Annotated in this window: 17 protein-coding genes; 13 read left to right on the top strand and 4 right to left on the bottom strand. The window is 60.2% G+C overall.

What is annotated here, in order from left to right:
- The first annotated feature begins 54 nt into the window (after nt 1–54).
- Genes GXB78_RS18605 through GXB78_RS18590 form a run of 4 tightly spaced genes read left to right on the top strand, consistent with a single transcriptional unit; the run spans nt 55 to nt 3,596 of the window.
- A complete protein-coding gene (locus tag GXB78_RS18605; protein WP_329516514.1) occupies nt 55–927 on the top strand; it encodes a heme/hemin ABC transporter substrate-binding protein in 873 nt (290 codons plus the stop codon).
- 50 nt (nt 928–977) lie between these two features.
- On the top strand, nt 978–1,961 hold the full coding sequence (locus GXB78_RS18600) for a FecCD family ABC transporter permease (RefSeq protein WP_329516693.1): 984 nt from the start codon (nt 978–980) through the stop codon (nt 1,959–1,961).
- On the top strand, nt 1,961–2,728 hold the full coding sequence (locus GXB78_RS18595) for a heme ABC transporter ATP-binding protein (RefSeq protein ID WP_329516512.1): 768 nt from the start codon (nt 1,961–1,963) through the stop codon (nt 2,726–2,728). The genes GXB78_RS18600 and GXB78_RS18595 overlap by 1 nt, the downstream gene beginning before the upstream one ends.
- Nucleotides 2,729–2,747: 19 nt before the next feature.
- The gene (locus GXB78_RS18590; protein ID WP_329516511.1) at nt 2,748–3,596 is read left to right on the top strand and encodes a ChaN family lipoprotein; all 849 of its coding nucleotides are present in this window, start codon (nt 2,748–2,750) and stop codon (nt 3,594–3,596) included.
- Nucleotides 3,597–3,916: 320 nt separating this feature from the next.
- On the opposite strand, the gene GXB78_RS18585 is transcribed toward GXB78_RS18590, so the two are convergent.
- The 3 genes from GXB78_RS18585 to GXB78_RS18575 form a co-directional block, all read right to left on the bottom strand.
- Nucleotides 3,917–4,189, bottom strand: coding sequence for a TfoX/Sxy family protein (locus tag GXB78_RS18585; protein ID WP_016773175.1), 273 nt, complete (start codon nt 4,187–4,189; stop codon nt 3,917–3,919).
- Nucleotides 4,190–4,477: 288 nt separating this feature from the next.
- The gene (locus tag GXB78_RS18580; RefSeq protein WP_329516510.1) at nt 4,478–4,822 is read right to left on the bottom strand and encodes a pentapeptide repeat-containing protein; all 345 of its coding nucleotides are present in this window, start codon (nt 4,820–4,822) and stop codon (nt 4,478–4,480) included.
- 91 nt (nt 4,823–4,913) lie between these two features.
- Entirely contained in the window at nt 4,914–6,470 is a 1,557-nt protein-coding gene (locus tag GXB78_RS18575; RefSeq protein WP_329516509.1) for a bifunctional aminoglycoside phosphotransferase/ATP-binding protein, read from the bottom strand.
- Between the two features lie 116 nt (nt 6,471–6,586).
- Here GXB78_RS18575 and mrcB point away from each other — a divergent pair, with 116 nt between their 5' ends.
- From mrcB to GXB78_RS18560, 3 genes are read left to right on the top strand one after another with little or no spacing between them, the layout of a single operon-like run.
- Nucleotides 6,587–8,911, top strand: a complete 2,325-nt coding sequence (gene mrcB, locus GXB78_RS18570) for a penicillin-binding protein 1B (RefSeq protein ID WP_329516507.1) — start codon at nt 6,587–6,589, stop codon at nt 8,909–8,911.
- A 16-nt stretch (nt 8,912–8,927) separates the two neighbouring features.
- On the top strand, nt 8,928–9,677 hold the full coding sequence (locus tag GXB78_RS18565) for a tetratricopeptide repeat protein (RefSeq protein WP_329516505.1): 750 nt from the start codon (nt 8,928–8,930) through the stop codon (nt 9,675–9,677).
- Entirely contained in the window at nt 9,677–10,012 is a 336-nt protein-coding gene (locus GXB78_RS18560) for a YqcC family protein (RefSeq protein WP_329516504.1), read from the top strand. Before GXB78_RS18565 ends, GXB78_RS18560 begins: the two co-directional genes overlap by 1 nt.
- A gap of 130 nt (nt 10,013–10,142) precedes the next feature.
- On the opposite strand, the gene GXB78_RS18555 is transcribed toward GXB78_RS18560, so the two are convergent.
- Nucleotides 10,143–10,559: a DUF4124 domain-containing protein gene (locus GXB78_RS18555; protein ID WP_329516503.1), complete on the bottom strand. Its 417-nt coding sequence runs from the start codon at nt 10,557–10,559 to the stop codon at nt 10,143–10,145.
- A 398-nt stretch (nt 10,560–10,957) separates the two neighbouring features.
- Between GXB78_RS18555 and GXB78_RS18550 the strand changes: the two genes are divergently transcribed.
- The 6 genes from GXB78_RS18550 (at nt 10,958) to msrQ (ending at nt 16,945) form a co-directional block, all read left to right on the top strand.
- On the top strand, nt 10,958–12,682 hold the full coding sequence (locus tag GXB78_RS18550) for an acetolactate synthase 3 large subunit (RefSeq protein ID WP_329516501.1): 1,725 nt from the start codon (nt 10,958–10,960) through the stop codon (nt 12,680–12,682).
- 2 nt (nt 12,683–12,684) lie between these two features.
- Nucleotides 12,685–13,176, top strand: coding sequence for an acetolactate synthase small subunit (ilvN, locus tag GXB78_RS18545; RefSeq protein WP_003176102.1), 492 nt, complete (start codon nt 12,685–12,687; stop codon nt 13,174–13,176).
- Between the two features lie 46 nt (nt 13,177–13,222).
- The gene (gene ilvC / locus GXB78_RS18540; RefSeq protein WP_003228216.1) at nt 13,223–14,239 is read left to right on the top strand and encodes a ketol-acid reductoisomerase; all 1,017 of its coding nucleotides are present in this window, start codon (nt 13,223–13,225) and stop codon (nt 14,237–14,239) included.
- A gap of 148 nt (nt 14,240–14,387) precedes the next feature.
- Entirely contained in the window at nt 14,388–15,245 is an 858-nt protein-coding gene (gene pssA / locus GXB78_RS18535) for a CDP-diacylglycerol--serine O-phosphatidyltransferase (protein ID WP_016773182.1), read from the top strand.
- A 63-nt stretch (nt 15,246–15,308) separates the two neighbouring features.
- Complete coding sequence (gene msrP, locus GXB78_RS18530) at nt 15,309–16,322, top strand: protein-methionine-sulfoxide reductase catalytic subunit MsrP (RefSeq protein WP_329516498.1); 1,014 nt, start codon at nt 15,309–15,311, stop codon at nt 16,320–16,322.
- Complete coding sequence (gene msrQ, locus GXB78_RS18525; RefSeq protein ID WP_329516496.1) at nt 16,322–16,945, top strand: protein-methionine-sulfoxide reductase heme-binding subunit MsrQ; 624 nt, start codon at nt 16,322–16,324, stop codon at nt 16,943–16,945. The genes msrP and msrQ overlap by 1 nt, the downstream gene beginning before the upstream one ends.
- The last annotated feature ends 73 nt before the right edge of the window (nt 16,946–17,018 follow it).

Here is a 17,018-nt window from a genome sequence, read left to right as displayed (position 1 = left end):
GATACTTGGCTCGCTGCGCCGATGCCCGGGAAACCTTGTTCAAGGAAGCTGTGTATGCGTCTGAAAACCCGCGTTGCCATGCTGTGCGTCGGCCTTTTTCTCAGCCATCAGACGACCGCGGCGGATCTCCCGCAACGCTGGGTCAGCGCCGGCGGGGCACTGTCGGAATGGGTCAGCGCGCTGGGCGGCGAGTCGAAGCTGGTGGGAGTCGACACCACCAGTCAGCATCCGCAATCGTTGCAGGCGCTGCCGAGCATTGGCTATCAGCGCAGCCTGTCGGCCGAAGGCATCTTGAGCCTGCGCCCGGACATTCTTATCGGCACGGAAGAAATGGGCCCGCCGCCGGTTCTGGCGCAAGTCAAAGCGGCCAAGGTCAAGGTTGAGTTGTTCTCGGCACAGCCTGATCTGCCGACGCTGGAAAAGAATGTCACTCATCTCGGCCAATTGCTCGGCGCGCAAAGCCAGGCGGCGCAGCTGCTGCAGACTTATCAACAGCAACTCCAGGCGCAGGCTGCCCGTGTTGCCCAAGTGCAGACCACACAGAAAGCCCCAGGCGTCCTGCTGTTGCTCGGGCACGCCGGTGGCAAGCCGTTGATTGCCGGCAAAGACACGGCCGCCGATTGGCTGCTGCAACAGGCTGGCGGACACAACCTTGCGACGCATACCGGCTACAAACCGTTTTCTGTTGAATCTCTCGCCAGTCTGGATCCCGAAGTGCTGGTGTTCGCCGACCGCGCGCTGAGCGGCGAGGCGGCAAAAGCCGCTTTATTCAAGGAAAACCCGATTCTCAGTTCCAGCCGTGCGGCCAAGGCCGGACGCGTGATGGAGCTGGATCCGACGCTGCTGGTGGGTGGGCTTGGGCCGCGTCTGCCGGCCGCTTTGAAAACCCTGACTGACGGTTTCTATCCGGCCAAGGGCGGCCAATGACCACACTGGTCAAACCCCGTGGCTTGTTTATCGGCCTGACATTGCTGTGTCTGCTGGCGATCTGGCTGTCGCTGGCGCTGGGCCCGGTGAGCCTGCCGCTGTTCGATACCTTGCGTGCGGCGCTGCGGCTGATCGGTGTGCCGTTGGCGCCGGAAGGGCTGGAGCAGGCCGAGCTGATTCTCGGCCAGATCCGCCTGCCGCGAACCTTGCTCGGCTTGGCGGTCGGCGGCGTGCTGGCGCTGTCCGGCGTTGCGATGCAGGGTCTGTTTCGTAATCCGCTGGCGGATCCGGGGCTGGTCGGGGTGTCCAGTGGCGCGGCACTTGGCGCAGCGATTGCGATTGTCGGCGGCTCGTTCTTCGGCGGCTTGCCGGAGTGGTTCGGGCCGTATCTGTTGTCGGTGTGTGCGTTTCTCGGCGGGCTCGGGGTGACGGCGCTGGTCTATCGGCTGGGCCGGCGCAACGGTCAGACTCACGTTGCAACAATGTTACTGGCGGGTATCGCGCTGACGGCGCTGGCCGGTTCGGCGGTGGGTCTGTTCACTTATCTGGCCGATGACGCCACGCTGCGCACCCTGACATTCTGGAACCTGGGCAGCCTCAACGGCGCCAGCTATGCGCGGCTATGGCCTTTGCTGATCATTACCATCGGCGTGGCGGTATGGCTGCCGCGTCGGTCCAAGGCATTGAATGCCTTGTTGCTGGGTGAATCCGAGGCCGGGCATCTGGGCATCGATGTCGAACGGCTCAAGCGCGAACTGGTGTTCTGCACCGCGCTGGGTGTCGGCGCGGCGGTGGCGGCGGCAGGCATGATCGGCTTCGTCGGGCTGGTCGTGCCGCATCTGGTGCGCCTGCTGGCCGGTCCCGATCATAAGGTGCTGCTGCCAGCCTCGGTCCTGGCGGGTGCGAGCCTGTTGTTGCTTGCCGATCTGGTGGCGCGCCTGGCGCTGGCGCCGGCGGAGTTGCCGATCGGCATTGTCACCGCGTTTATCGGCGCGCCGTTCTTCCTTTACCTGCTGCTGCGAGGGCGTGCCTGATGTTGTCTGCGCACAATCTGCATGTTCGCCGTGGCCGCAAGGCTGTGCTCAGCGGAGTTACGCTGCAACTCGAACCCGGTGAAGTGCTTGGCGTGCTGGGGCCGAACGGCGCCGGCAAAAGCACATTACTCGGCGCCTTGTGCGGAGAATTGCTCGCCAGTGACGGCAATGTTTCGCTCGACGAGCAGGCGTTGAGTCACTGGAGCGGCACGCAGCGGGCACAACGACTGGCGGTGCTGCCGCAGGTTTCGACACTGGATTTTGCCTTCGCCGTTGAGGAGGTCGTGGGCATGGGCCGTTTGCCGTACCAGACCGGGCGCGTGCGCGATGACGAAATTGTCGCGGCAGCGCTGGCTGCCGCCGATGCCGGGCACTTGAGCGGGCGCAGTTATCTGGCGTTGTCCGGTGGCGAGCGTCAGCGGGTACACCTGGCGCGGGTGCTGGCACAACTCTGGCCGGGGCAGGCCGGGCAAACCCTGCTGCTCGACGAACCGACCTCAATGCTCGATCCGCTGCATCAGCACACCACCTTGCAGGCGGTGCGCGAGTTCGCCAATCGCGGCGCGGCGGTGCTGGTGATCCTGCATGATCTGAATCTGGCAGCGCGCTATTGTGACCGGGTGTTGTTGCTGGAAGAGGGGCGTCCGGTCGCGCTGGACACTCCGCAGCAGGTGCTGCGTCCGGATACGCTAAAAGCTGTGTTCGGCCTGGAGGTTTTGGTGCAGCCGCACCCGGAGCGTGGGCATCCGCTGATCATCGCCCGCTGATCAATCATCGAGGTGTCGCATGCGTGGATTGTGGTTGTGGGCGCTGGTGTTGCTGGCGGGCTGTCAGCACGTGGTGGCTCCGCCGGTGAGCGGGGAAATCCGCGATCTGCGCAGCGGCGAGCTACTTACCGCGCAGCAATTGCTGACGCGTCTGGCTGAATCCGAGCGCTTGATCATCGGTGAACAGCACGACAACGCCGAACACCATGCCGCACAGTTGTGGCTGTTGCAGTCGCTCGGCGAGCAACGAGCGCAAGGCAGTCTGCTGCTGGAAATGCTCACGCCGAATCAACAAGCGAAAGTCGATGCGCTGCGCCAGTCGAAAATCGTTGCGGCTGATCTACCGGCTGCCTTGGCCTGGCAGGAGGGCTGGGACTGGAATCTCTACGGGCCGATCGTACGCTTCGCCCTGACGCAGTCGTATCCACTGCTGGCGGCCAATCTTGATGACCACGAAATCCGCGCGTTCTACCGCAATGCACCTGCCCTGGACGGCCCGCGCAGTAATGCGCCGGCGGTGAGAAACACTTTGCTTGAACAAGTCAGGGATTCTCACTGCGGCTTGTTGCCCGAATCACAGATGCCGGCGATGCTGGCGATTCAGCAACAACGCGATCGGCGTATGGCCGAACGCATGCTGGCGGCGCCGACACCTGCGATTCTGTTGGCCGGCGCCTGGCATGCGCGCAAGGATGTTGGCGTGCCGCAGCATCTGCTCGATCTCGGCGCCGGCGAAGCACCGACCGTGTTGATGCTGGCCGGGCAGGGCGATGGGGTAACGGCGGAGATGGCCGATTACGTCTGGTACACGCCGGCCACGCCGAAGCCCGATTACTGCGAGCAGATGCGCCAGCAATTCGCCAAATGACTTTTCCGCAGGCAAAAAAAGACCCGGTAAAAAACCGGGTCAAATAACCGTGATTAGCCTGATGAGGAGATAATCTGAGAGTCCGAACCAAGGGCTTTTCAGAATATCGACTGATCTCGCGACCAGTTGTGATAATCATAGCGATTCTCATTACCGCGTCAACCGCTGATTTTGCAAATCTGTAATTTAGTTTTGCAAGCGGCTGCAAGGCCCCCGCAAACACAGGATGTCGGCGATCTTCGGATTGCTGTGGGTCATGCTCAAAAACACACGGCGTTGGTCGATTGTTCCCCCAGTAAATACATGGCGTCAGCGCCTGCTCAGTTTTTATGGCGCGCGGAGATCGCTTCGAGCTGTTTGTTCAGGGCGTCCTTGCGCTCGGCGGGGATGTCGTTCCAGTGCACGTCCATCAACGCGCCCTCGATCGCATACAACAACACCTTCGATGCGCGAAACCCCCGAGTACGCACGGCCCGGTAGGCATCCACCGCACCGAGGCGACGCAAGTCCGAGGCGCTGTGGATGCCCACGGCATGCAGCCATTGCGCCGACGTCTTGCCAAGATTTTTCAGGTGTTGCAGTTCATCATTCATCAAGCCTCCTTGCGACGGCCGAATGGTGCGTGGGCGAGCTTCTCAGGAGTGTAGCCATCAGTAGGAAAAGCGTGGTTGTTTGGTCGGATTCGACGCAAAAGCTTCTAAGAAAGGCGAGTGAAAGACCTGCGGACGCAGAGGGAAGGGGGTAGACGGTTACCAATGTGGGAGCGAGCCTGCTCGCGAAGACGGTGTGTCAGGCAATAACGATGTCGACTGACACTACGCCTTCGCGAGCAGGCTCGCTCCCACAGGGGAAAGGCGTGGTGTCAGGAAGATTTCCAGACTTCAGCGGGTGCGATACCGCAACCGCGTGCCGAAATTCATCGACATCAGGATCTCGTCAGCACTCAGCTCCGGCGGGAAGTACGCCCCGGAAATCTGCGCATGGGCCAGGCTGGCGCCTTCGAGCGAGGCCTTGCGGAAATCGATGCCGCGCAGATCGGCGGAGCGGAAGTACGCATCGCGGAAATCCACGTTGTCGGCGTTCAGTTCACGCAAGTCGAGACCACGGAAATCGCCGCCGACCATGTCGATCGAACCATCCTGTGGACGTTCCTTGTTAAAACCGGCAACGTCATCTTTGTGCAGCAGGGCGTAAAGCGGAGTGTCGAGCAGTTTCGGCTGGCTCATGTCAGATCACCTGTTGGTTTTATGACGCCAGTATAGTGCCACTATTTAGCGGCCGTGAAGCGAGCGAGGGCTTCACGGCCGAAATAGTTTTTTACAGACCTGGCAGGCGCTGGCGGATCTGCGCAACCACTGTATCCAATGTGCCGGATTCATTGGTCTGCACGCGTTTGCTGCGCAGGATTTCTTCCGGCGTCAGCGCTTCGCGATTTGCCTGCTGCGCCTCGATGACCGCGAGGGTGGCATCGGACGGATCCTTCTGGTCGGCCTGACGCATCGCCAGCCAACTCTCGATCACGGCTTGCGGGGCGTTGCAGTCGAGGATCAGGAATGGCGTGCCGGTGGCTTCGGCAATCTTCGCCGCGTTATCGCGTTGCTCACGCTTGAGATAGGTCGCATCGATCACTACCGGGAAACCGGCGTGCAAAATCACCTCGGCGATTTCATGCAGGCGCGCGTAAGTCGCGGCGCTGGCGTCGGCGCTGTAAATGCCGGCCTGCACATCGTTGGCAACGCTCTGCTCGCCGAACAGGCGCTTGCGCTCGACGTCCGAACGCAGGCGAATCGCGCCCAGCGCTTCGACCAGACGCATGGCTACGTGGCTTTTGCCGACTGCGGAAACGCCGTGGGTGATGGCCATGAAGCGTGAAGGAATGGTGCTGTAGCTTTCCGCCAGGTTGGCGTAGTTGCGGTACTGGCGCAGGGTAGTGGCGCGCTGCACTGCAGTCGCGTCTGCCGGCATGCTGAACAGTGCCACCTTGGCCCGGACCAGGGCGCGGTAGGCTTTATAGAAGTTCAGCACCTCCAGGCCCTGATAGTCGCCGGTCAGTTCCAGATACTGGCTGATCAGGCGACGCGCCAGCGACTTCAAGCCGCGGTCTTCCAGGTCCATGGCGAGGAAACCGGTGTCGGCCCAGACATCAGTGAAACGGAATGGCTCGTTGAACTCGATGCAGTCGAAGATCACCACGTTGCCGTCGATGACTGTGGCGTTGCCCAGGTGAATATCACCGTGGCATTCACGGGTGAAGCCTTGCGCCTTGCGCTCGGCGAACAACGGCTTGAGGCGTTCGAAGCTGCTTTCGGCCCAGGCTTTCAGCGCTTCCAGTTGCAGCAAGTCGTTCTTGTCGCTGAGGAATGGCAGGATCTGCTCGAAGTTTTGCGAAACTGGCGCCATCACGCTGTCCGGAGTACCAGCGTCGTGTTCGGCGGGGACTTTCGGCGCGTTGAGATGGAAATGGGCGATCTGCTCGGCCAACGCATCGATGTGTTGGGTGGTCAGTTCGCCATTGGCTTGCAGCGTGCTGAGCAAGCCGCTCTGCGGGAACTGGCGCATTTTCAGCACATATTCGATAGCCGGGCCATCGCCGCCCAGTTGCGGTGCTTCGACGCTGCCGGTGACTGGCAACACGTCCAGATACAAATCGGCGGTCAGACGCTGGTTCAGGCGCAGCTCTTCGGCGCAGAAATGCGCGCGTGCATCGAGGCTGGTGAAGTCGAGAAAGCCGAAATTCACTGGCTTCTTCACTTTATAAGCAAACGGTCCGGTGAGAATCACCCACGAGATATGGGTTTCGATGACCTGAAATCCTTCGACGGGATGCGGGTAGAGGGCCGGGTTTTGCAGGGCAGCGATCAGGGACTGGCTCACGGGCGATCCTTCAGAGGCGGGGGAATTCGAGGCGGCCATTATGGCTGCTTGCCCGCCTGACGCAAACCTCTGCGCGTGCCTGTTGAGGATCGATAAAGTGCGTATAATCCGCCGCCATGACTCGATCCCGATCCCCCCGTACCAAGAAAAAACCACCAGCCAAGGGCCTTAGTCCGTGGTTGAGCTGGGCCATTAAACTCAGCCTGGTCGGCCTTGTAGTGTTGGCCGGCTTCGCCGTTTACCTCGATGCCGTGGTGCAGGAGAAATTCTCCGGCAAGCGCTGGACCATCCCGGCCAAGGTGTACGCGCGCCCGCTCGAGCTGTTCGTCGGACAGAAGCTCAGCAAGGACGATTTCCTCACCGAGCTCGATGCCCTCGGTTATCGCCGCGAAGCCGTGAGCAATGGCCCCGGTGCCGCCGCCGTCAGCGGCAATACGGTTGACCTGAATACCCGTGGCTTCCAGTTTTATGAAGGTCTGGAAAAACCGCAGCCGGTGCGCGTGCGCTTCTCCGGCGATTACGTCGCCGAGCTCTCCGCGACCAACGGTTCGAAGCTGTCGGTGGTGCGCCTCGAGCCGTTGATGATCGGCGGCATTTACCCGAAAAATCTTGAAGACCGCATCCTGATCAAACTCGATCAGGTGCCGCCGTACCTGCTCGAAACCCTGATCGCCGTGGAAGACCGCGACTTCTATAGCCACTGGGGCGTTTCGCCGAAATCGATCGCCCGTGCGGTGTGGATCAACACCTCTGGCGGCAAGATGACCCAGGGCGGCAGTACGCTGACCCAGCAGTTGGTGAAGAACTTCTACCTGACCAGCGAACGCAGCCTGACCCGCAAGCTCACCGAAGCGATGATGGCGTTGCTGCTCGAACTGCATTACGACAAGAAGGAAATCCTTGAGGCCTACCTCAACGAAGTCTTCGTCGGCCAGGACGGTCAGCGCGCGGTGCACGGTTTCGGTCTGGCCAGCCAGTTCTTCTTCGGCCAGCCATTGTCCGAGCTGAAACTGCATCAGGTGGCGCTGCTGGTCGGCATGGTCAAGGGGCCGTCCTACTACAACCCGCGTCGCAACCCGGAGCGCGCGCTGGAGCGGCGTAACCTGGTGCTCGATGTGCTGGCGCAGCAAGGCGTGGCCACCGCCGAACAGGTCGAAGCGGCGAAGAAGATGCCGCTGGGTGTGACGACTCGCGGCAAGCTCGCCGACAGTTCGTTCCCGGGCTTTATCGACCTGGTCAAACGTCAGTTGCGCGAAGACTACCGCGACGAAGACTTGACCGAAGAAGGCCTGCGCATCTTCACCAGTTTCGATCCGATCCTGCAGATGAAAGCCGAAGCCTCGGTCAACGACACGTTTAAACGCCTGGCCGGGCGCAAGGGCTCCGATGACGTCGAGGCGGCGATGGTCGTGACCAACCCGGAAACCGGCGAAGTCCAGGCGATGATCGGTAGCCGTCAGGCCAGTTATGCCGGTTTCAACCGCGCACTCGATGCGGTGCGTCCGATCGGCTCGCTGATCAAACCGGCGGTGTACCTGACCGCGCTGGAGAAACCGAGCCAGTACACGCTGACCAGTTGGCTGTCGGACGATCCGCTGTCGGTCAAAGGCGCCAACGGCCAGGTGTGGAAGCCGCAAAACTACGATCGCCGCTCCCACGGCACGGTGTTCCTCTATCAGGGGCTGGCGCATTCCTACAACCTCTCGACCTCGCGTCTGGGCCTGGAAGTCGGCGTGCCGAATGTGCTCAAGACCCTCGGTCGCCTCGGCGTGACCCGTGAATTCCCAGCGTTCCCGTCGATGCTGCTCGGTGCCGGTGGCATGACGCCGATCGAAGTGGCGACCATGTACCAGACGCTGGCCAACGGTGGCTTCAATACGCCGATGCGCGGCATTCGCAGCGTGCTGACCGCCGAGGGCGAGCCGCTCAAGCGTTATCCGTTCCAGATCGAGCAGCGTTTCGATCCGGCCTCGATTTACCTGATCCAGAACGCCATGCAGCGGGTGATGCGTGAAGGTACCGGCAGTTCGGTTTATAACGTGCTGCCCAAGGCCCTGACACTGGCGGGCAAGACCGGTACCAGTAATGATTCGCGCGACAGCTGGTTCGCCGGTTTCAGCCAGGATCTGCTGGCGGTGGTCTGGCTCGGTCGCGACGATAACGGCAAAACTCCGTTCACCGGGGCGACCGGTGCGTTGCAGGTCTGGACCAGTTTCATGCGCAAGGCCGATCCGCTGCCGCTGGACATGCCGCAGCCGGACAACGTCGTGCAGGCCTGGGTCGATTCGCGCACCGGGCAAGGTTCCGATGCCAACTGCCCCGGCGCGGTGCAGATGCCGTATATTCGCGGCAGCGAGCCGCCACCCGGCGCCGCGTGTGCAAGCGAAACACCTGCCTCGCCGGAGTCGGTGATGGACTGGGTCAAGGGCTGGATGAATTAAGCAAAGAGGGTTTCAAGTGAACAAGTGGTTGATTCCAGCGGTGACCGCCGTGGCTTTGCTCAGCGGCTGCTCCACCGTACAGCGTGGTTCGATTCCCGTGGTGGACTCGGGCACGGCCGTGTCCAACAGCGAACGCATCGGCGCCAATGGCGGCTTCCGCCAGACCACGGTCAAGCGCCCGGCGCAGGGCCAGACCCAGGCGATTCCGCAGGGCGATACCGGCGTGGTGGTGATGGTGCCGGGCGGCGGTGCGGCGGTGTCGACACCGATCAGCTCCTCGCCGATCGTTCCGGGCCCGGCATCTGGCGGTATCACATCGGGGCCATACAACCCATCGGCGGTTGAATCGGCGCCGGTCAACTCCGGCAGCTACAGCATGCCATCGACGCCGAGTGGCATTCCTTCGGCCAGCAGTGGCGGCGGCCTGTCGGCGGATGAGCAACTGGACGGCCCGGTACTCGCCTTGCTGACCACCGCGCAACAGCAACAGGCCGGTGGTGACTTGAACGGTGCATCTTCGAGTCTGGAACGTGCGCAACGTGTTGCCCCCCGTGAGCCACAAGTGCTCTACCGTCTGGCGCAAGTGCGCATGGCCCAGGGCGATGCGCCGCAAGCCGAGCAATTTGCCCGTCGTGCGCTGACCATGGCCAACGGGCGTCCGGATCTGCAAGCCAGCCTGTGGGAAATCATCGCTCAGGCACGTGAGAAACAGGGCGACTCCGCCGGCGCCGCGCTGGCCCGTCAGAAGGCCAAGGTTTCCCTGTGATGGACGCGCGCTTCCCGAAAATCGCCGATCATCTATTGCTGATCGAGCGAGAACTGCGCGCTCTGGGCTGGTGGGATGAGGTTCAGCCGTCGGACTATGCCCTGAGCAGTGTCGAGCCGTTTTCGGTCGACACGCTGGACTTCGAGCAGTGGCTGCAATGGATCTTCCTGCCGCGCATGAAGATGATCCTCGAGCAGGACCTGCCTTTGCCGAATGCTTCCGGCATTCAGGAAATGGCGGAAATGGTCTTTGCCCAGCGCAATCTTGACGGCAAGGATCGGCAGCTGCAGGTGCTGCTCAAAGAGTTTGACCTGTTGATTACCGCATCCCGCTGAACCCGGTTGTGTAGGAGCTGCCGAAGGCTGCGATCTTTTGATTTTGCTGTTGAAGAGCAAGATCAAAAGATCGCAGCCTCGTTGCACTCGTCAGCTCCTACACAGCTCTCACACAGATCCGGCAGCGTGCCTACGAGCAATTCTCGGCAATCTGCTTCTGCGCTTCAACGATGCGCTCCTGACGCTGCCCATCGTCGAGCCGCCGCAAATCCCCCTCGACCTCCTCACGCAAGCGCGGATTGTTCTGCAGCTGTGCCAGGTTCGTGCGTGCCTGCTCGCAAAACGCCTTGAGTTGCGCCTGTTGCTCGGCGACCTGTTTCTTCACCTTGGCATCAATGGCCTGCTGATCGCCGAGTACGCCGCCGCCCGGCATCGGCGCGGCTTTCGGCGCAGGCGAGGAGGGTGTCTGTACGGTCGTCGACGGTTGGCCCTGTGGCGGCTGCGCATCGAAATGCGTGACACCCTGGGCATCGACCCATTTGTAGATCTGAGCGGCCGAGCACCATGGGCTGAGGCCGATCAGCAGAGTGAGGAGGAGCGTTCGCATGCTGATTCCTTGGTAAAAATGCGCAATTGACGCTAACAGAGTAGCGCTTTTCAGGTTTTTTCTTGCGTTCTCATGTGCTTACCCACAATTAACCGCACAGACGGCTTGACTTGCAGAGGGCGAAACAGAAGAATCCAAAGTCCGCTGTAGAGGGACTGCCAGAAGCAGACCCACTCGGTAGATCATGAGGCGCACATCCGCGCCGACCTGTTACACCCGCAACGCGTTACCTCGCGCTGGGTGGGAAAGGCCCGCAACACTTGGGACGATCCCAATACTTGCTCAGTCAGTGCTGACGTAGTCGGCGACCACCGTCGCTCATGCTCTGCCGAGAAGTAAACCTATTAAGACCCGCCCCTTTTTGTGGACGGTATTCTGGCGTTTTAGAGGTGAACAACGTGGAGCTTTTATCTGGCGGTGAGATGCTCGTCCGCTTTTTGCGTGACGAAGGCGTCAAATATATCTACGGGTACCCGGGTGGTGCTCTCCTGCATGTTTACGATGCCCTGTTCAAAGAACCGGAAGTGACTCACATCCTGGTTCGCCACGAACAAGCGGCGACCCATATGGCTGACGGCTATGCCCGTGCCACCGGTAAAGCCGGCGTGGTATTGGTGACTTCCGGTCCAGGCGCCACAAACGCCATCACCGGTATCGCCACCGCCTATATGGACTCGATTCCGATGGTGATCATTTCCGGTCAGGTGCCGAGCACCATGGTCGGCACCGACGCGTTCCAGGAAACCGACATGATCGGTATCTCCCGGCCGATCGTGAAGCACAGCTTCATGATCAAGCACGCTTCGGAAATCCCGGAAGTCATGAAGAAGGCCTTCTACCTGGCGCAATCCGGTCGTCCGGGTCCGGTCGTGGTCGACATCCCGAAAGACATGACCAACCCGGCCGAGAAGTTCGAATACGTTTTCCCGAAAAAAGCCAAGCTGCGTTCCTACAGCCCGGCCGTTCGCGGTCACTCCGGGCAGATTCGCAAAGCAGCAGAAATGTTGTTGGCGGCCAAGCGCCCAGTGTTGTACTCCGGTGGCGGCGTAATCCTCGGCAACGGTTCTGCACCGCTGACCGAACTGGCGAAAATGCTCAACCTGCCGGTGACCAACACCTTGATGGGGCTGGGCGCGTTCCCAGGCACCGATCGCCAGTTCATCGGCATGCTGGGTATGCACGGCAGCTACACCGCTAACCTGGCAATGCACCATGCCGACGTGATCCTCGCGGTCGGCGCACGCTTCGACGATCGGGTGATCAACGGCCCGGCCAAGTTCTGCCCGAACGCCAAGATCATCCACATCGACATCGACCCGGCTTCGATCTCCAAGACCATCAAGGCCGATGTGCCGATCGTTGGCCCGGTCGAGAGCGTCCTGACCGAAATGGTCGCGATCCTCAAGGAAATCGGCGAGACCCCGAACAAGGAGTCCGTGGCCAGCTGGTGGAAGCAGGTTGATGAATGGCGCGGCGATCGCGGTCTGTTCCCTTATGAAAAGGGCGACGGCAGCCAGATCAAGCCGCAGACCGTGATCGAAACCCTCTGCGAAGTGACCAAGGGCGACGCCTTTGTGACCTCCGACGTGGGTCAGCACCAGATGTTCGCTGCGCAGTACTACACGTTCAACAAGCCTAACCGCTGGATCAACTCCGGGGGTCTGGGCACGATGGGCTTCGGTCTGCCGGCGGCGATGGGCATCAAACTGAGCTTCCCGGATGACGACGTTGCCTGCGTCACCGGCGAAGGCAGTATCCAGATGAACATCCAGGAGCTGTCGACCTGCCTGCAGTACGGCTTGCCGGTGAAGATCGTCATCCTCAACAACGGTGTGCTGGGCATGGTTCGCCAGTGGCAGGACATGAGCTACGGCAGCCGTCACTCGCACTCCTACATGGAATCGCTGCCCGACTTCATCAAGCTGGCTGAAGCCTATGGCCACGTTGGCGTACGCATCACCGAATCGAAAGATTTGAAGTCGAAGATGGCTGAAGCGTTCGCCATGAAGGATCGCCTGGTGATCATCGATGTTGCGGTCGACACCAGCGAGCACGTCTACCCGATGCAGATCAAAGACGGCTCCATGCGCGATATGTGGCTGAGCAAGACGGAGCGTACTTAATCATGCGGCACATTATTTCCCTGCTTCTGGAAAACGAACCCGGCGCTCTGTCTCGCGTAGTCGGCCTGTTCTCGCAGCGCAACTACAACATCGAAAGCCTGACCGTAGCCCCGACCGAAGACCCGACCCTGTCGCGTCTGACGCTGACCACCGTGGGCCACGATGAAGTGATCGAGCAGATCACCAAAAACCTGAACAAGCTGATCGAAGTGGTCAAGCTGGTGGACCTGTCGGAAAGCGCTCACATCGAGCGCGAACTGATGCTGGTCAAGGTCAAGGCCACTGGCGCCCAGCGCGCCGAGATCAAACGCACCACCGATATCTACCGTGGACAGATCGTCGATGTCAGCGCCAGCGTGTATACCGTTCAGTTGACCGGTACCAGCGACAAGCTCGACAGCTTCATTCAGTCCATCGGCACCGCATCGATTCTGGAAACCGTCCGCAGCGGCGTGACCGGCATTGCTCGCGGCGACAAAGTACTCAGCATCTAAACCAAATTAGCGCATGGCCTGAACGGCCGGATATAAGGGGAAATTCATGAAAGTTTTCTACGATAAAGACTGCGACCTGTCGATCATCCAGGGCAAGAAAGTTGCCATCATCGGTTACGGCTCCCAGGGTCACGCTCAAGCGTGCAACCTGAAAGACTCCGGTGTCGACGTTACCGTCGGTCTGCGTAAAGGTTCGGCCACCGTCGCCAAAGCTGAAGCTCATGGCCTGAAGGTGACCGACGTGGCTTCCGCTGTTGCCGCTGCCGACCTGGTCATGATCCTGACCCCGGACGAATTCCAGTCCTCGCTGTACAAGAACGAAATCGAGCCGAACATCAAGAAAGGCGCCACTCTGGCCTTCTCCCATGGCTTCGCGATTCACTACAACCAGGTTGTTCCGCGTGCCGACCTCGACGTGATCATGATCGCGCCGAAAGCACCAGGCCACACCGTACGTTCCGAGTTCGTCAAAGGCGGCGGTATCCCTGACCTGATCGCGATCTACCAGGACGCCTCGGGCAACGCCAAGAACGTTGCACTGTCCTACGCCGCTGGCGTTGGTGGTGGTCGTACCGGCATCATCGAAACCACCTTCAAGGACGAGACCGAAACCGACCTGTTCGGCGAACAAGCCGTTCTGTGCGGCGGTACCGTTGAACTGGTCAAAGCCGGTTTCGAAACCCTGGTTGAAGCTGGCTACGCGCCGGAAATGGCCTACTTCGAGTGCCTGCACGAGCTGAAGCTGATCGTAGACCTCATGTACGAAGGCGGTATCGCCAACATGAACTACTCGATCTCCAACAATGCCGAGTACGGCGAGTACGTGACTGGCCCGGAAGTGATCAACGCCGAGTCCCGCCAGGCCATGCGCAACGCCCTGAAACGTATTCAGGACGGCGAATACGCCAAAATGTTCATCAGCGAAGGCGCAACCGGCTACCCTTCGATGACCGCCAAGCGTCGTAACAACGCCGCTCACGGTATCGAAATCATCGGCGAGCAACTGCGCTCCATGATGCCGTGGATCGGTGCCAACAAGATCGTCGACAAAGCCAAAAACTAAGTCAGCGTCCATTGTGCGAAAAAACGCGGCCTCGGCCGCGTTTTTTCGTTTGGTGCGGTGCTTCTGGTATAAAGCTGCATCGTTTGTGGCCGAACTGTCGTCCTCAAGCTTCTGTCGAATTTTTCCAAACCGTTGCAAGGTAATGTCCATGAGCGAACGTCCCGAAGAGCCGAACAAGGCTTCCGACGCCGAAAGCCTGCTGCCCATCGATGAACACATCGAAGAAGGGCACGACGCTGAAGGTCGCAAAGTCCGGCATCGTGGTATCTATCTGCTGCCGAACCTGTTCACCACTGCCAACCTGTTCGCAGGCTTCTATTCCATCATCAACTCGATGAGCGCTCAGGCCGCGTTGAGCGCCGGCGACTCGGTGAATGCGAGCAAGTATTTTGCCTTCGCCGCGATCGCGATCTTCGTCGCAATGGTCCTCGACGGCCTCGATGGTCGCGTGGCGCGCATGACCAATACGCAAAGTGCCTTCGGCGCCGAGTACGATTCATTGTCGGACATGGTCGCGTTCGGTGTCGCGCCGGCATTGCTGGCCTTCGGTTGGGCATTGGGCGATATGGGCAAGGTCGGCTGGATGGTCGCCTTCATATATGTAGCGGGTGCGGCGTTGCGTCTGGCGCGGTTCAACACTCAGGTCGGCACGGCGGATAAACGCTACTTCATCGGTCTGGCCAGCCCAGCGGCGGCAGGCGTGGTGGCGGGCATTGTCTGGGCGTTCAGCGATTACGGCATCCAGGGTTCGAAGATGTCGTTCCTGGTCGCGCTGATGGTTGCGGCCGCCGGCATGCTGATGGTCAGCAACATCAAGTACAACAGCTTCAAGGAGCTGGATCTGAAAGGTCGCGTGCCGTTCGTGGCGATCCTGGCGGTGGTGCTGGTATTCGCTGTTGTGTTCAGCGATCCACCACGCATTCTGCTGCTGGTGTTCCTCGCTTACGCGGCGTCCGGCCCAGTGCAGTACCTGTTGCGTCTTCGTCGGCACAAAAACGCCGAGTGATGTAATTTCCCGCATACTCCGCAGTCTATGGGTGCACCTGTCCTCCAAAGCTGCGGAGTTGTCATGTTGATCAAGATCCCCAAAGCATCCGACTGCCATGAGTCGGAAGTCACGCCTGAAGCCATTTATCTTTCCCGTCGCCAATTGCTCGGTGCTACCGCTGCCGGTATTGCCGTGAGCAGCCTGCCGCGCTGGGCGAGTGCCGCTGATGCCCCTCGCTACTCTGATGTCGAATCCGGCAAGGCCCCGGCCTGGTTTGCTGAGAAGCTTTCTTCTACTCAGTGGGGGGCGGTCAGCGTCAAGGACGAGGCAATCACACCTTATAAGGACGCCACGCACTACAACAACTTCTATGAGTTCGGTACTGGCAAGGGCGATCCGGCTTCGAATGCAGGCGACCTGAAAACCGAACCCTGGAGCGTGGTGATAGACGGGGAGGTGGGCAAGCCAGGGCGCTATGCGCTGGAAGACTTCATGAAACCGTATCAGCTGGAGGAGCGTATCTATCGTTTGCGCTGCGTCGAGGCGTGGTCGATGGTCATTCCCTGGATCGGTTTTCCCATCTCGGCCTTGCTCAAACAGGTCGAGCCGACTTCCAAAGCCAAGTACATCCGCTTCGAAACCCTGCAGGATCCCAAGAGCATGCCAGGCCAGCGTTCCGGTTTTGCCTTGATCGACTGGCCGTATGTCGAAGGGTTGCGTCTGGACGAGGCGATGAATCCTTTGGCGATCCTCGCGGTGGGCATGTATGGGCGCGAACTGCCGAACCAGAACGGCGCACCTTTGCGTCTGGTGGTGCCTTGGAAGTACGGCTTCAAAAGCGTGAAATCCATTGTGCGCATCAGTCTGGTCAGCGAGCAGCCCAAGACCACTTGGCAAAGCATCGCAGCCGACGAGTATGGTTTCTACGCGAATGTGAACCCTACGGTCGACCATCCGCGTTGGACTCAAGCGCGCGAGCGGCGCTTGCCGAACAGTCTGTTCAAACCGAATGTGCGCGATACCCAGATGTTCAATGGCTACTCGGATGAGGTCGCTTCTTTATATACAGGGCTCGATCTGCGGAAGAACTACTGATGCGCTATCCGTTCTGGCGAGTGGGCGTTTTCATTGCTGCAGCGATCTGGCCATTACTGTGGTTCTATCAGGCGTTCGCCGATCTGCTCGGGCCTGATCCGGGGAAGGTGCTGGTTGATCGTCTCGGACTCGGCACGCTGGTGTTGCTGTTGATCACGCTGAGCATGACGCCGTTGCAAAAACTGAGCGGCTGGGCGGGGTGGATTGCGGTGCGCCGGCAGTTGGGACTTTGGTGTTTTGCTTATGTGACGCTGCATCTGTTCAGCTATATGGCATTTATCCTCGGGTTCGACTGGTCGCAGTTGGGCGTTGAGCTGCGCAAGCGGCCGTACATTATTGTCGGTGCGCTGGGCTTTCTGGGGTTGCTGATATTGGCGGTGACATCGAACCGTTACAGTCAGCGTCGTTTGGGTACTCGCTGGAAGAAGCTGCATCGGCTGGTTTACGTGATTCTCGGGCTGGGATTGCTGCATATGCTGTGGATCGTGCGGGCTGATCTGGAGGAGTGGACGATTTATGCCTTGATAGGCGCGGTGCTTTTGCTGTTTCGTCTGCCGCCGGTGACGAGACGAATCCCGCGTTTATTGGGCAAAAAGCAGAATCTGCAAGAAAAGCGAAATTAACGGTTGACGGCAGATTCCAGAGGTCTATAATTCGCCCCACTTCCGGCGCAGTCGAAACGGAAAACTCCTTGAA

The organism is Pseudomonas moraviensis subsp. stanleyae, from assembly GCF_036283065.1.
Taxonomy (GTDB): Bacteria; Pseudomonadota; Gammaproteobacteria; order Pseudomonadales; family Pseudomonadaceae; genus Aquipseudomonas; species Aquipseudomonas stanleyae.
Note: the sequence above shows the minus strand (reverse complement) of the source record. Positions and strands in the feature narration are given on the sequence as shown.

Excerpts from the sequence above, each read along its gene's own strand:
- GXB78_RS18605 (WP_329516514.1), top strand. The coding sequence starts at position 55 with ATGCGTCTGAAAACCCGCGTTGCCATGCTGTGCGTCGGCCTTTTTCTC.
- GXB78_RS18595 (WP_329516512.1), top strand. The coding sequence starts at position 1,961 with ATGTTGTCTGCGCACAATCTGCATGTTCGCCGTGGCCGCAAGGCTGTG.
- GXB78_RS18590 (WP_329516511.1), top strand. The coding sequence starts at position 2,748 with ATGCGTGGATTGTGGTTGTGGGCGCTGGTGTTGCTGGCGGGCTGTCAG.
- GXB78_RS18585 (WP_016773175.1), bottom strand. The coding sequence starts at position 4,189 with ATGAATGATGAACTGCAACACCTGAAAAATCTTGGCAAGACGTCGGCG.
- GXB78_RS18580 (WP_329516510.1), bottom strand. The coding sequence starts at position 4,822 with ATGAGCCAGCCGAAACTGCTCGACACTCCGCTTTACGCCCTGCTGCAC.
- mrcB (WP_329516507.1), top strand. The coding sequence starts at position 6,587 with ATGACTCGATCCCGATCCCCCCGTACCAAGAAAAAACCACCAGCCAAG.
- GXB78_RS18560 (WP_329516504.1), top strand. The coding sequence starts at position 9,677 with ATGGACGCGCGCTTCCCGAAAATCGCCGATCATCTATTGCTGATCGAG.
- GXB78_RS18555 (WP_329516503.1), bottom strand. The coding sequence starts at position 10,559 with ATGCGAACGCTCCTCCTCACTCTGCTGATCGGCCTCAGCCCATGGTGC.
- ilvN (WP_003176102.1), top strand. The coding sequence starts at position 12,685 with ATGCGGCACATTATTTCCCTGCTTCTGGAAAACGAACCCGGCGCTCTG.
- ilvC (WP_003228216.1), top strand. The coding sequence starts at position 13,223 with ATGAAAGTTTTCTACGATAAAGACTGCGACCTGTCGATCATCCAGGGC.
- pssA (WP_016773182.1), top strand. The coding sequence starts at position 14,388 with ATGAGCGAACGTCCCGAAGAGCCGAACAAGGCTTCCGACGCCGAAAGC.
- msrP (WP_329516498.1), top strand. The coding sequence starts at position 15,309 with ATGTTGATCAAGATCCCCAAAGCATCCGACTGCCATGAGTCGGAAGTC.
- msrQ (WP_329516496.1), top strand. The coding sequence starts at position 16,322 with ATGCGCTATCCGTTCTGGCGAGTGGGCGTTTTCATTGCTGCAGCGATC.